Source organism: Pseudomonas retamae (assembly GCF_043496865.1).
Classification (GTDB): Bacteria; Pseudomonadota; Gammaproteobacteria; order Pseudomonadales; family Pseudomonadaceae; genus Aquipseudomonas; species Aquipseudomonas retamae.
In genome coordinates this window covers 117,351-129,695 of the sequence record NZ_JBIEIL010000011.1, presented here as the reverse complement: position 1 = coordinate 129,695, position 12,345 = coordinate 117,351, and the positions used below count along the sequence as shown (strand labels likewise).

The window sequence follows — 12,345 nt, the reverse complement described above, 5'->3', positions numbered from 1 at the left end:
GCAGGTCGCGTACCGGTTCAAATGGGCTTAAGCGCTTAGATGTAAACGAGAAACCGCCAAGTCACATTTAGTTCGATTGAATTTGCAAATGAGGACGATAGCGGGCATAGTCTCGGCTTCTTTACAACTATCAGCCACGGTCGTGCCCATGCTAAAGCGCTTCGCACCCCTCGTGCCTCTCGCACTCGTCACCCTGTTGTACGGTTGTGCTGCTCATTCTCCAGTTCAAGAGCAGCCTCAGCAGGTTAAAAATTCCGCCACGGCCCAGTCTTCCGTTATTTATCAGGAAGAGCTGGACACCGAAAAAGAACTCAACGAATTCAACGGCAAGAAGCCTTATCAGCTTCCTGTTCTGGCCGACAGCATTCTCGAACGCGGCATGTCCCTGATCGGTACCCGTTACCGTTTCGGTGGTACCTCTGAAGCCGGTTTCGATTGCAGCGGTTTCATTGGTTACCTGTTCCGCGAAGAAGCCGGCATGAACCTGCCGCGTTCCACCCGCGAAATGATCAACGTAGATGCGCCGCTGGTTGCGCGCAGCAACCTTGAGCCAGGCGATCTGCTGTTCTTCGCCACCAATGGCCGTCGCGGCCGGGTCAGTCACGCCGGGATCTACCTGGGCGACAACCAGTTCATCCACTCCAGCAGTCGTCGCAGCGGCGGTGTTCGCATCGACAGCCTGGGTGACAGCTACTGGAGCAAGACCTTCATCGAAGCGAAACGCGCCCTGGCGAACGCTCCGACCGTGGTCACCGCGCGCAAGTAATTTCCTGTTGTCGCCGCGTTCGTGGCGACACTCAGGCTACCGGTAAACGGAGTAGACACAAACTTTACAAGGTGAAGTTAAAGTCTTACTTGAAGTTTGCCGCGTAGCCGCTAGAATCCTGAATCATATTGATGGCAAACCGCCTGCGTACAGACGCAGGCGGTTTTGTTTCTGTCCATTCGGCAGAGAAAGCCGCAGCCTGATCAGGATGTTCTGCTTATGACGATGTCGGCCCGCCTCACCTTGATCCTTTGCGCCGCGCTGCTTAGCGCCTGCGCCAGTCGTACACCGCCGCCAGCCCCCGTGGTTCGCGCGCCGATTGTGTTCGGCCCCTCCCAAACTTTTTCGCCGGTCGCTGAAGACGTGCTGTTTCGCGCGCTTGGCCTCGTCGGCACGCCTTATCGCTGGGGCGGCAACACGCCGGATTCGGGGTTCGATTGCAGCGGCCTGATCGGTTTCGTCTACCGCGATGCGGCGGGAATCTCGCTGCCACGTTCCACTCGCGAAATGATCGTCATGCAGGCACCGAACGTCGGCAAGGAAGGCTTGCAGACCGGTGACCTGATTTTCTTCGCTACCAACGGCGGCTCGCAGGTCAGCCACGCGGGCATTTATGTCGGTGAAGGCCGCTTCGTGCATGCGCCGGCAACCGGCGGCACGGTCAAGCTCGACAGCCTGTCAAAAGCGTATTGGCAGAAGGCCTATCTGAGTGCCAAGCGGGTGTTGCAGCCGGGGCAGTTGGCGCATAACCCTTAAAAGGGCAGCGCATAACCCAATGTGGGAGCGAGCCTGCTCGCGAATACGGTACCTCAGTCAAAGCACTTTCGACTGACAGTCCGCCTTCGCGAGCAGGCTCGCTCCCACATTTTTTTGCGTCGCGTTTACATTATTTTGTGGCCGACACGCGCCACACCTTGTTGCCCACATCATCCGCTACCAGCAACCCGCCTTGCGGGTCGATCACCACGCCCACCGGGCGGCCCAGCGCGTTTTCGTCCTTGTCGAGGAAACCGGTCAGCACATCCACCGGCGTGCCATTGGGTTTACCGCCACTGAACGGTACGAAAATCACTTTATAGCCACTGTGCGGTTTGCGGTTCCACGAGCCGTGCTGGCCGATGAACGCACCTTCCTTGAATTGCGCCGGCAACGTGTTGCCCTCGGCGAAGGTCAAGCCCAGTGAGGCGGTGTGCGGGCCGACCGCGTAATCCGGGACGATGGCCTTGGCCACCAGATCGAGGTTCTGCGGCTTGACCCGTACATCGACGTGCTGGCCGTAATAGCTGAATGGCCAGCCATAGAAGCCGCCGTCCTTGACCGAGGTGATGTAGTCCGGCACCAGATCGCTGCCGATCTCGTCGCGCTCGTTGACCGCCGTCCACAGCGCGCCACTGGTGGGCTCCCACGCGAGGCCGTTGGGGTTGCGGATGCCCGAGGCGAAGATCCGGTGATTGCCGGTCGCCCGATCGACTTCCCAGATCGCCGCGCGACCCTCTTCCTGATCCAGGCCGTTTTCGCCGACGTTGCTGTTCGAACCGACGGTGACGTAAAGCTTGCTGCCGTCCTTGCTGGCGATCACGTTCTTGGTCCAGTGATGATTCAGCGTGCCGCCCGGCAGGTCGACGACCTTGATCGGCTGGGTCTTGATTTCAGTCGCGCCGGGCTCGTAGTTAAAGCGCAACAGGCGATCAGTATCGGCCACGTACAGATCGTTGCCGACCAGGGTCATGCCGAACGGCGAGTTGAGGTTTTGCAGAAATACCGTGCGAGTCTCGGCCACACCGTCCTTGTCGGCATCGCGCAGCAGGGTGATGCGATTCGGGCTCGGTACCCCGGCGCCGGCCTTGCCCATGACCTTTTTCATCACCCAGCCACGGATGCCCTTGCTGTCATCCGGTTTCGGTGGCGCATTGGTTTCGGCTACCAGCACATCACCGTTGGGCAGCACATACAGCCAGCGCGGATGATCGAGGCCTTCGGCAAATGCTGCGACCTGAGTACCGGCCGCTGCCGTCGGTTTTGCCCCCTCGGGCCAGCCGATCGCCGGGGCGATGTTCACCGTCGGGATCAGGGTCTTGTTCGGTTCCGGCAGTTTCGGCGACGGGCCAGTGCCGTCGGAGACTTGCAGGCTGGAGGTTTCGCCGCAGGCGCTGAGCCCGCCGGCAAGGGCGATGACGAAAACGAGGTGGGGCTTGCGCATTGCTGATCTTCCCTATGAATGCATTCCTAACCATAGAGGAGGGCGCAAGCCCGATGGTTCAACTGCTCAGCCGCGGGCTTCCTTGAACAGCACGGCAATGCCCGGGTTATAGTGGCCCGCTTCGCTGTGCAACTTGCGGTAGGCGTAGGGGAAATACCAGGCCACGGCGCAGGTGTGTTCCTTTTGCAGGTCGTCGACCATGTCCTGCAATTCCTCGGGGCTGGCACTGTGCTGGGCTTTTTGCGGGGCGACGAACAGGCAGCCGAGCTTGAGATCGCTGGCGTAACTGATGCGCTTGGCGTCCTGAGTGATGTCGGCAAGAGCCAGGGTCAGGTTGAGGTTGTTCACCCGTGGCCAGCGCTGGGTGGCCTGAATGAAGGCGCGGTCTTCGCTGCCGGCGATAAACAGATCGGCGCGGGCATTGCGCTCGCCGTCTTCGTTCTGTTTACGGGTGACGGTGTCGTTCAAGGTCACCAGTTCGGCCATCCAGGCAGCGGCCGAGAGCAGGCCGAGGTTGGCTTTCTCGTCATGCCAGTACGGCGTGTCGCCGTCGCCGCGCACGGTGTTGTAGCGGTCGATACAGTCAAACCAGCGTTCAAGCACCGGGCGCAGGAATTCCAGGCGCGGGTTGCTGATGATCATGCCTTGCATCGTCATCGTCCTTATTGTTGTGGTGTGCTTTTTCAAGAAAAGCATGGCTCTTTGATATCACTTGTCACAGTCTGGCACAAGATTGCCGGCAGATAATTGATCGGTGGCAGTTTCTCGCCCGATGGCCGCCTCTTTAATTGACGCTCCACCCCCAACCCTCTAACCTTCGCCGCTTGTTTCAGGTGCTCTGTGACCTGCGTCGACAGAGTGAAACAGGGAAGCCGGTGAGGGTGGTCTTCACGCGAAGCCACGACGATCCCGGCGCTGCCCCCGCAACGGTAAATGAGTGAACACTGCGTTCAATGCCACTGCTCAACAGCGGGAAGGCGCGCAGTCTGGCCAACGCCGCTCATGAGCCCGGAGACCGGCCTGATCCATCCAGCGGCATCACGGTGGGCGATGCCAGGCTTTTTGCCGTCTATTCTTGTGCCTGCCCGCCGTTTACCCGTCTCAACGGAGAGCTCCCCATGACCGATTCCCCCGAGCGCGACGAACGCCATCTGGCGCGCATGCAGCGCAAAAAAGCCGTGATCGATGAACGCATCGCCAATTCGCCCGACGAGTGCGGCCTGGTGCTGGTGCTGACCGGCAACGGCAAAGGCAAAAGCAGCTCGGCCTTCGGCATGCTCGCCCGCGCCATGGGCCACGGCATGCAGTGCGGTGTGGTGCAGTTCATCAAGGGCCGCAACAGCACCGGCGAGGAGCTGTTCTTCCGCCGCTTCCCCGAGCAAGTGCGCTTCCATGTGATGGGCGAAGGTTTCACCTGGGAAACCCAGGACCGCCAGCGCGACATCGCCGCCGCCACGGCGGCGTGGGAAGTGTCTCGTGAGCTGCTGCGCGATCCGTCGATCGGTCTGGTGGTGCTCGATGAATTGAACATCGCCCTCAAGCACGGTTATCTGGATCTCGATCAGGTGCTCAGCGATTTGCAGGCGCGACCGCCGATGCAGCATGTCGTCGTGACCGGGCGCGGTGCCAAGCCGGAAATGATCGAGATGGGCGACACGGTCACGGAAATGGGCATGCTCAAGCACGCCTTCCAGGCCGGGATCAAAGCGCAGAAAGGCGTCGAACTTTGAATCAGCCCCGTCACTGCCCGGCGGTCCTGATCGCCGCGCCGGCCTCCGGCCAGGGCAAGACCACCGTCACCGCCGCGCTCGCCCGTTTGCATCGCAATCAGGGACGCAAGGTCCGCGTGTTCAAATGCGGCCCGGACTTTCTCGACCCGATGATCCTTGAGCGCGCCAGCGGTGCGCCGGTCTATCAACTGGACATGTGGATGGTCGGCGAGCAGGAAAGCCGTCGCCTGTTGTGGGAAGCCGCCGGCGACGCGGATCTGATTCTGATCGAAGGGGTAATGGGCCTGTTTGACGGCACGCCGTCGAGCGCTGACCTGGCGCGGCATTTTGGCGTGCCAGTGCTCGGCGTGATTGACGGCACCGCCATGGCGCAGACGTTCGGTGCGTTGGCGCTGGGCCTGGCGAAATATCAGCCGGACCTGCCGTTTGCCGGTGTACTGGCCAACCGTGTAGGCACCTTGCGTCATGCGCAATTGCTCGAAGGCAGCCTCACCGAAGGCCTGCGCTGGTACGGCGCATTGTCGCGCGAGACCGGCATCGAGCTGCCGAGCCGCCATCTCGGCCTGGTGCAGGCCAGCGAACTGAATGATCTGGACTTGCGTCTCGACGCCGCCGCCGATGCCCTGGCCAGCAGTTGCGAAGTCGCCTTGCCGCCAGCCGTCGAGTTCGCCGCGCCGGATGTGATTGCTGCCGAGCCGTTGTTGCACGGCGTGCGGATCGCCGTTGCCCGCGACGAAGCGTTCGCTTTCACCTATGGCGCAAGCCTCGATCTGCTGCGGGCGATGGGCGCCGAGTTGAGCTTCTTCTCGCCGATCCGCGACACGCAATTGCCCGAGGCGGACAGTCTGTACCTGCCGGGCGGTTACCCCGAGCTGCATCACGTTGCGCTGGCACAGAACACAGCAATGATCGAGGCGATCCGCGCGCACCATGCGGCAGGCAAGCCGTTGCTGGCCGAGTGCGGTGGCATGCTGTATCTGCTCGATTCGCTGACCGATGTCGAAGGCACCCGCGCTGAACTGGTCGGGTTGTTGCAGGGCGACGCGGTAATGCAAAAGCGTCTGGCAGCGTTGGCATTGCAGGCGGTCGATCTGCCGGAAGGGTCGTTGCGCGGCCACACGTATCATCACTCCCTGACGACAACCGAGCTGACGCCGATTGCCCGTGGGCTGAGCCCGAATGGTGGGCGCGGTGCCGAGGCGGTTTATCGGCAAGGGCGGATGACGGCGTCTTATGTGCACTTTTATTTTCCGTCGAACCCGACTGCGATTGCCGCGCTGTTTGTACCTGTACCTGAGACCGCCTTCGCGAGCAGGCTCGCTCCCACAGTGAGTGCAGCCATGTCTGACGAAACCGGATCCCCTGTGGGAGCGAGCCTGCTCGCGAAAGGGCCATGACCGACAACGCATTCTCCGAAGCCGAGCGCCAAGCGGTTTACAAAGCCATCGCCGAACGCCGCGACATGCGCCACTTCAGCGGCGGCACGGTGGAGCCCGAGCTGCTGCGCCGCTTATTGGAAGCCGCCCATCAGGCGCCGAGCGTCGGCCTGATGCAGCCCTGGCGCTTCATCCGCATCAGCGACCGAACCCTGCGCGGGCAGATCCAGCAACTGGTGGAAGCCGAACGCGTGCGCACCGCCGAAGCCCTCGGCGAGCGCAGCGACGAGTTCATGAAGCTCAAGGTCGAGGGCATCAACGACTGTGCCGAAGTGCTGGTCGCGGCACTGATGGACGATCGCGAAAAGCACATTTTCGGCCGGCGCACGCTGCCGGAAATGGACATGGCTTCGCTGTCCTGCGCGATTCAGAATCTGTGGCTGGCAGCCCGTGCCGAAGGATTGGGCATGGGCTGGGTGTCACTGTTCGAGCCGCAGGCGCTGGCCGATCTGCTGCACCTGCCGCCGGGTGCCAAGCCGTTGGCAGTGCTGTGTCTGGGCCCGGTCAAAGAGTTCTACCCGGCGCCGATGCTGGTGCTCGAAGGCTGGGCGCAGGCGCGTCCGCTGAATGAATTGCTGTACGAAAATTATTGGGGAGTGAGTCAATGAGTGTGGCGTTGTTGAGTGTCGCCGCGGTGGCGCTGGATGCGCTGCTCGGTGAACCGAAACGCTGGCATCCGCTGGTGGCCTTCGGCAATTTTGCCGGGCGCATCGAGCAACGTTTCAACGCCGGTGGTCGCGGCTGGCGCAGCCATGGCGTGACCGCATGGGTGATCGCGGTGCTGCCGCTGACGCTACTCGCCACGGCGTTTTCCTGGGCGCCTTATGTCGGCTGGGTTGTCGAAATTCTCGCGCTGTATTGCGCCCTCGGCATGCGTAGCCTCGGCGAACATGTCGCGCCGGTGGCAGCGGCATTACGCGCTGATGATCTGGCTGAGGCGCGCACTCGCGTCGGCTATCTGGTCAGCCGCCAGACCGAAGAACTCGACAGCAACGCCGTGGCCCGCGCCGCCACCGAATCGGTGCTGGAAAACGGCAGCGATGCAGTATTTGCTGCGCTGTTCTGGTTTGTCGTCGCCGGTGCGCCGGGCGTGGTGCTCTATCGCTTGAGCAACACGCTGGACGCGATGTGGGGCTATCGCAACGAACGCTTCGAGCGCTTCGGCTGGGCGGCGGCGAAAATCGACGACGTGTTGAACTACATTCCTGCACGGCTGGTGGCGCTGACCTACGCGCTGCTCGGCAAAACCCGCCTCGCGCTCAAATGCTGGCGCAGCCAGGCGCCACAATGGGACAGCCCCAACGCCGGCCCGGTGATGGCGGCGGGTGCCGGTGCGCTGGGCGTCGAACTGGGCGGGCCGGCGATCTACCACGGCGAACTGCACGAGCGCCCGCAGCTCGGTGAAGGCGCCCCCGCCGATGCCGATTCCATTGAGCGCGGCTGGCAATTGGTCCAGCGCGGGGTATGGTTATGGCTGCTGATTCTTTGCGTGGGGGCTGAATTTTATGCTTGAGCACGGGGGCCGGCTGAGCAAGGCTGCAGACGATTACGGCATTGCCGAAGCCGACTGGTTGGACCTGTCCAGCGGTCTGGCGCCGTGGCCTTTTCCGATCCCGGAGATCCCCTTGCGGGCCTGGGCACGCTTGCCGGAAACCGACGATGGCCTGGAGCAGGCAGCGTGCGATTACTACGGCGCCGCGCAAGTGCTGCCGGTGGCCGGTTCGCAGATGGCCATCCAGTTGTTGCCGCGCTTGCGCCGTGCCGGCAAGGTCGGCGTATTGTCACCGTGCTATGCCGAACACGCCGAGGCCTGGCGGCGCAGTGGCTACATCGTCCGGGAAGTGCTGGAGCAGGAAGTCGAGTTCTTTCTCGATAGCCTCGACGTACTGGTGGTGGTCAACCCGAACAATCCGACCGGCCTCAGCCTGACCCCGGCGCGCCTGCTTGACTGGCACGCGCGGCTGGCCCAGCGCGGCGGCTGGCTGGTGGTCGACGAAGCGTTCATGGACAACACGCCGCACTTGAGCCTGGCCGCGCATAGCCATCTCATCGGCCTGATCGTGCTGCGCTCGTTCGGCAAGTTTTTCGGTCTGGCCGGGGTGCGGTTGGGCTTCGTGCTGGCTGAGCGCAAGTTGCTCAAACTGCTCGCCGAGCAGGTCGGCCCCTGGGCGGTCAGCGGGCCGACGCGGGTGCTCGGTCAGGCGTGCCTGCAAGACACCGAAAATCACACGCGCCAACGGATTCGCAGCGATGAAGCCAGCGAACGGCTGGCGGCGTTGCTCGAACGCTACGGTTTCAAGCCGCAGGGGGGCTGCGCGTTGTTTCAGTGGCTGATCACCGAGCACGCCGAAACGCTGCACGACTTCATGGCCCGGCGCGGCATCCTCCTGCGCCTGTTCGCCCACAACAGCAGCCTGCGTTTCGGACTGCCCGGCGATGCCGCCGATGAGCTGCGACTCGCACAAGCCTTCGACGCCTACCGTAAGGAACACCCATGACCACGCTGATGGTGCAGGGCACCACGTCGGATGCCGGTAAAAGCACGCTGGTGACGGCGCTCTGTCGCTGGGCGACCCGTCAGGGCGTCGCGGTGGTGCCGTTCAAGCCGCAGAACATGGCGCTCAACAGTGCCGTGACCGCAGACGGCGGCGAGATCGGCCGCGCGCAAGCGGTGCAGGCGCAGGCTGCTCATCTTGAACCGCACACCGACATGAACCCGGTGCTGCTCAAGCCCAACAGCGACACCGGCGCACAAGTGATCATTCACGGCCGCGCGGTGACGACGATGAACGCCGTCGCCTATCACGACTACAAAGCCATCGCCATGCAAGCGGTGCTGGAATCGCACGAACGCCTCAGCGCCGCCTATCCGCTGGTGATGGTCGAGGGCGCCGGCTCACCGGCCGAGATCAATCTGCGAGCCGGCGACATCGCCAACATGGGCTTTGCCGAAGCGGTGGATTGCCCGGTGCTGCTGATTGCCGACATCAATCGCGGCGGGGTGTTTGCCCATCTGGTCGGTACGCTGGAATTGCTTTCACCGAGCGAGCAGGCGCGGGTCAAGGGCTTCATCATCAACCGTTTCCGCGGTGACATTGCTTTGTTGCAACCGGGCCTCGACTGGCTCGAACAGCGCACCGGCAAACCGGTGGTTGGCGTATTGCCGTATGTGCTGGATCTGCACCTTGAGGCTGAAGATGGCATCGACCAGCGCCAGACCGCCAAAGCTGAGCAGGTGCTGAAAGTCGTGGTGCCGGTGCTACCGCGCATCAGCAACCACACCGATTTCGATCCGCTGCGTTTGCATCCGCAGGTCGACCTGCAATTTGTCGGGCCGGGACAGGCGATTCCGCCGGCGGACCTGATCATCCTGCCGGGCTCGAAAAGCGTGCGCAGCGACCTCGCGTATCTGCGTGGCAACGGCTGGGAAACCGCGATCAACCGGCATTTGCGCTACGGCGGCAAAGTACTGGGCATTTGCGGTGGCCTGCAGATGCTCGGCGAGCAGGTCCATGATCCGTTGGGTCTGGAAGGTGCAGCAGGTTCCAGCGCCGGGCTGGGGTTGCTCGCGTTTGAAACGACGCTCGAAGCCGAGAAGCAATTGCGCAACGTGCGCGGGCGGTTGGCGCTGGAAAACGCTGCAGTCATTGGTTATGAAATCCATGCCGGCGTCACCCGCGGGCCGGCGCTGGAGAACGCAGCGGTGTTTCTGGATGACGGTCGTTGCGATGGCGCGCAGAGTACTGACGGCCAGGTATTCGGCACCTATCTGCATGGCTTGTTCGAATCGCCCGAGGCGAGTGTGGCGATGCTGCGCTGGGCCGGTTTGAGCGATGTGCAAACGGTGGATTACCACGGCCTGCGCGAGCGCGATATCGAGCGACTGGCGGATCTGGTGGAGCGGCATCTGGATACCGGGCTGTTGCGTGGGCTCTGTGGGATTTGATTTGTCGGGGCTGGCCTCTTCGCGAGCAGGCTCGCTCCCACAATTGATCGCATTCCCCTGTGGGAGCGAGCCTGCTCGCGAAGGCGCCGGTTGTTTCACTACCTATTGTTGAGAAAAACCATGCTCCAACTGATCCTCGGCGGCGCCCGCTCCGGCAAAAGTCGCCTGGCGGAAAAACTCGCCAGCGACAGCCATCTGGCGGTGACCTACATCGCCACCAGCCAAGCGCTCGATGGCGAGATGAACGCCCGCGTCGCTCACCACCGCGCCCGCCGTCCGGCTGAATGGGCACTCATCGAAGAACCGCTGGAACTGGCCCGGGTGCTGCGCGAATCCGCCAGCGCCGAGCGTTGCCTGCTGGTCGATTGCCTGACCTTGTGGCTGACCAATCTGCTGATGCTCGACGACGCCGAACGCCTCGCCGCCGAGCGTGAGGCGCTGCTCGACTGCCTGGCCTCGCTGCCGGGTGAAATCATTTTTGTCAGCAACGAGACCGGTATGGGTGTCGTGCCGCTGGGCGAGTTGACTCGCCGCTACGTCGATGAAGCCGGTTGGCTGCATCAAGCTCTGGCCGAGCGTTGTCAGCGTGTTGTCCTGACCGTTGCCGGCCTGCCCCTGACTCTGAAAGGACCTGCGTTATGACTCAAACCTGGTGGCTCAACCCGTGCCAATCGGTCGACAACAACGCTGTTGAACAAGCGGCGGCGCGGCAACAGCAACTGACCAAACCGGCCGGCTCGCTCGGTCGGCTGGAAACGGTTGCGGTGCAACTGGCCGGCCTGCAAGGGCAGGTCAAGCCGACACTGGAGCAGAACTGGATCGCTATTTTTGCCGGCGATCACGGTGTCGTCGCCGAAGGTGTTTCGGCGTTCCCGCAGGAAGTCACCGGGCAGATGCTGCTCAACTTCGTCAGCGGCGGCGCGGCGATCAGCGTCTTGGCGCGACAGCTCGGCGCAGAGCTGGAAGTGGTCGATCTGGGCACGGTGAATCCGGCGCTGAATCTGCCCGGCGTGCGCCATGTGAACATCGGCGCGGGCACGGCGAACTTCGTCCACGGCGCAGCAATGACCCAGGCCCAAGGCGAGTTGGCCTTGCAGGCCGGGCGTGACAGCCTGCTGCGTGCAAAAGCGGCAGGCGCGCAGTTGTTTATCGGTGGCGAAATGGGCATCGGCAATACCACGGCGGCCAGCGCCCTGGCCTGCGCCTTGCTCGATTGCCCGGTGGCGCACCTGACCGGTCCCGGTACCGGGCTGAATGCCGAGGGCGTCAGCCATAAGGCGCAGGTGATCGAGCGGGCCCTGGCATTGCACGCGGCACAGCGCGGCGATGCGTTGCAAACGCTGTTCAACCTCGGCGGTTTTGAAATCGCCGCATTGGTTGGCGCTTATCTGGCGGCGGCGCAGGAGGGCGTTGCGGTGCTGGTGGACGGGTTTATCTGCACGGTCGCGGCGCTGGTCGCGGTGCGCCTGAACCCGGCCTGCCGCGAGTGGCTGCTGTTCGGCCACCGTGGTGCAGAGCCGGGCCATCGCCATGTGCTCGAAACGCTGCAGGCCGAGCCATTGCTGGAACTCGGTCTGCGCCTGGGCGAGGGCAGTGGCGCGGCGCTGGCGGTGCCGCTGTTGCGCCTGGCCTGCGACCTGCACGGGCAAATGGCGACATTTGCCGAAGCAGCGGTGGCGGATCGTCCGGCATGACCTTGCATCTGCATCTGCTGCGTCACGGCGAGACTGAACTGGGCGGCGGCCTGCGCGGCAGCCTCGATGATGCGCTGACCGAGCAGGGCTGGGCGCAAATGCGCGCAGCGGTGGTCGCGGGCGGACCATGGGACCGGATTGTCAGCTCGCCGTTGCAGCGTTGCGCGCGCTTCGCCGCCGAACTGGGCGAACAACTGAACCTCAGCGTGCATCTGGATAAGGATTTGCAGGAACTGCATTTCGGCGCTTGGGAAGGGCAGAGCGCAGCCGTGCTGATGGAAACGGACGCCGAGGGGTTGGGACTGTTCTGGGCCGATCCATATGCATTTACGCCACCGGATGGAGAGGCGGTCAGCGATTTTTCCGCGCGGGTGCTGGCGGCGATTGAACGGTTGTACGCCGCGTACGCCGGCGAGCGGGTTCTGCTGGTCAGTCATGGCGGCGTGATGCGCTTGTTGCTGGCGCGGGCGCGCGGTTTACCCCGTGAGCAACTGCTGAATGTCGAGGTTGGCCACGGATCGTTGTTTGCGCTCACCGTCGCGGCCGACGGCGCGCTCAAGGAAGGTCACTGAG

The 12,345-nt window shown here is 63.1% G+C and carries 13 protein-coding genes and 1 riboswitch; of the genes, 11 read left to right on the top strand and 2 right to left on the bottom strand.

Features of this window, described 5'->3' with window-relative positions; translation table 11 throughout:
* The first annotated feature begins 148 nt into the window (after window positions 1-148).
* On the top strand, window positions 149-766 hold the full coding sequence (locus ACGSLL_RS21215; RefSeq protein ID WP_090282434.1) for a C40 family peptidase: 618 nt from the start codon (window positions 149-151) through the stop codon (window positions 764-766).
* 219 nt (window positions 767-985) lie between these two features.
* Window positions 986-1,522 carry a C40 family peptidase gene (locus ACGSLL_RS21210; protein ID WP_258450037.1) on the top strand — a complete coding sequence of 179 codons (537 nt, stop codon included), beginning with the start codon at window positions 986-988 and terminating at the stop codon, window positions 1,520-1,522.
* Window positions 1,523-1,652: 130 nt separating this feature from the next.
* Here the strand turns inward: ACGSLL_RS21210 and ACGSLL_RS21205 are convergent, their stop codons facing one another.
* Both ACGSLL_RS21205 and ACGSLL_RS21200 read right to left on the bottom strand, forming a co-directional pair.
* Complete coding sequence (locus ACGSLL_RS21205) at window positions 1,653-2,966, bottom strand: PQQ-dependent sugar dehydrogenase (RefSeq protein ID WP_394507821.1); 1,314 nt, start codon at window positions 2,964-2,966, stop codon at window positions 1,653-1,655.
* 66 nt (window positions 2,967-3,032) lie between these two features.
* Window positions 3,033-3,617 carry a hypothetical protein gene (locus ACGSLL_RS21200; protein ID WP_394507820.1) on the bottom strand — a complete coding sequence of 195 codons (585 nt, stop codon included), beginning with the start codon at window positions 3,615-3,617 and terminating at the stop codon, window positions 3,033-3,035.
* A gap of 163 nt (window positions 3,618-3,780) precedes the next feature.
* Window positions 3,781-4,004, top strand: a riboswitch (cobalamin riboswitch).
* 80 nt (window positions 4,005-4,084) lie between these two features.
* Between ACGSLL_RS21200 and cobO the strand changes: the two genes are divergently transcribed.
* From cobO to cobC, 9 genes are all read left to right on the top strand, one after another.
* The gene (gene cobO / locus ACGSLL_RS21195) at window positions 4,085-4,696 is read left to right on the top strand and encodes a cob(I)yrinic acid a,c-diamide adenosyltransferase (protein WP_016773703.1); all 612 of its coding nucleotides are present in this window, start codon (window positions 4,085-4,087) and stop codon (window positions 4,694-4,696) included.
* Window positions 4,693-6,093: a cobyrinate a,c-diamide synthase gene (locus ACGSLL_RS21190; protein WP_394507819.1), complete on the top strand. Its 1,401-nt coding sequence runs from the start codon at window positions 4,693-4,695 to the stop codon at window positions 6,091-6,093. The genes cobO and ACGSLL_RS21190 overlap by 4 nt, the downstream gene beginning before the upstream one ends.
* On the top strand, window positions 6,090-6,740 hold the full coding sequence (gene bluB, locus ACGSLL_RS21185; RefSeq protein ID WP_394507818.1) for a 5,6-dimethylbenzimidazole synthase: 651 nt from the start codon (window positions 6,090-6,092) through the stop codon (window positions 6,738-6,740). The genes ACGSLL_RS21190 and bluB overlap by 4 nt, the downstream gene beginning before the upstream one ends.
* Window positions 6,737-7,645 carry an adenosylcobinamide-phosphate synthase CbiB gene (cbiB, locus tag ACGSLL_RS21180; protein WP_394507817.1) on the top strand — a complete coding sequence of 303 codons (909 nt, stop codon included), beginning with the start codon at window positions 6,737-6,739 and terminating at the stop codon, window positions 7,643-7,645. The genes bluB and cbiB overlap by 4 nt, the downstream gene beginning before the upstream one ends.
* On the top strand, window positions 7,638-8,630 hold the full coding sequence (cobD, locus tag ACGSLL_RS21175) for a threonine-phosphate decarboxylase CobD (protein ID WP_394507816.1): 993 nt from the start codon (window positions 7,638-7,640) through the stop codon (window positions 8,628-8,630). Before cbiB ends, cobD begins: the two co-directional genes overlap by 8 nt.
* Window positions 8,627-10,078, top strand: coding sequence for a cobyric acid synthase (locus tag ACGSLL_RS21170; RefSeq protein ID WP_394507815.1), 1,452 nt, complete (start codon window positions 8,627-8,629; stop codon window positions 10,076-10,078). Before cobD ends, ACGSLL_RS21170 begins: the two co-directional genes overlap by 4 nt.
* 120 nt (window positions 10,079-10,198) lie before the next feature.
* Complete coding sequence (cobU, locus tag ACGSLL_RS21165; RefSeq protein ID WP_394507814.1) at window positions 10,199-10,720, top strand: bifunctional adenosylcobinamide kinase/adenosylcobinamide-phosphate guanylyltransferase; 522 nt, start codon at window positions 10,199-10,201, stop codon at window positions 10,718-10,720.
* Complete coding sequence (cobT, locus tag ACGSLL_RS21160; protein WP_394507813.1) at window positions 10,717-11,772, top strand: nicotinate-nucleotide--dimethylbenzimidazole phosphoribosyltransferase; 1,056 nt, start codon at window positions 10,717-10,719, stop codon at window positions 11,770-11,772. The genes cobU and cobT overlap by 4 nt, the downstream gene beginning before the upstream one ends.
* Window positions 11,769-12,344, top strand: coding sequence for an alpha-ribazole phosphatase family protein (cobC, locus tag ACGSLL_RS21155; RefSeq protein WP_394507812.1), 576 nt, complete (start codon window positions 11,769-11,771; stop codon window positions 12,342-12,344). Before cobT ends, cobC begins: the two co-directional genes overlap by 4 nt.
* Window position 12,345: the final 1 nt, after the last annotated feature.

What these genes read in the sequence shown, in the direction of transcription:
- ACGSLL_RS21210 (WP_258450037.1), top strand. Translation starts at nt 986, where the DNA reads ATGACGATGTCGGCCCGCCTCACCTTGATCCTTTGCGCCGCGCTGCTT.
- bluB (WP_394507818.1), top strand. Translation starts at nt 6,090, where the DNA reads ATGACCGACAACGCATTCTCCGAAGCCGAGCGCCAAGCGGTTTACAAA.
- cobU (WP_394507814.1), top strand. Translation starts at nt 10,199, where the DNA reads ATGCTCCAACTGATCCTCGGCGGCGCCCGCTCCGGCAAAAGTCGCCTG.
- cbiB (WP_394507817.1), top strand. Translation starts at nt 6,737, where the DNA reads ATGAGTGTGGCGTTGTTGAGTGTCGCCGCGGTGGCGCTGGATGCGCTG.
- cobT (WP_394507813.1), top strand. Translation starts at nt 10,717, where the DNA reads ATGACTCAAACCTGGTGGCTCAACCCGTGCCAATCGGTCGACAACAAC.
- ACGSLL_RS21215 (WP_090282434.1), top strand. Translation starts at nt 149, where the DNA reads ATGCTAAAGCGCTTCGCACCCCTCGTGCCTCTCGCACTCGTCACCCTG.
- cobO (WP_016773703.1), top strand. Translation starts at nt 4,085, where the DNA reads ATGACCGATTCCCCCGAGCGCGACGAACGCCATCTGGCGCGCATGCAG.
- ACGSLL_RS21170 (WP_394507815.1), top strand. Translation starts at nt 8,627, where the DNA reads ATGACCACGCTGATGGTGCAGGGCACCACGTCGGATGCCGGTAAAAGC.
- cobD (WP_394507816.1), top strand. Translation starts at nt 7,638, where the DNA reads ATGCTTGAGCACGGGGGCCGGCTGAGCAAGGCTGCAGACGATTACGGC.
- ACGSLL_RS21200 (WP_394507820.1), bottom strand. Translation starts at nt 3,617, where the DNA reads ATGCAAGGCATGATCATCAGCAACCCGCGCCTGGAATTCCTGCGCCCG.
- cobC (WP_394507812.1), top strand. Translation starts at nt 11,769, where the DNA reads ATGACCTTGCATCTGCATCTGCTGCGTCACGGCGAGACTGAACTGGGC.
- ACGSLL_RS21205 (WP_394507821.1), bottom strand. Translation starts at nt 2,966, where the DNA reads ATGCGCAAGCCCCACCTCGTTTTCGTCATCGCCCTTGCCGGCGGGCTC.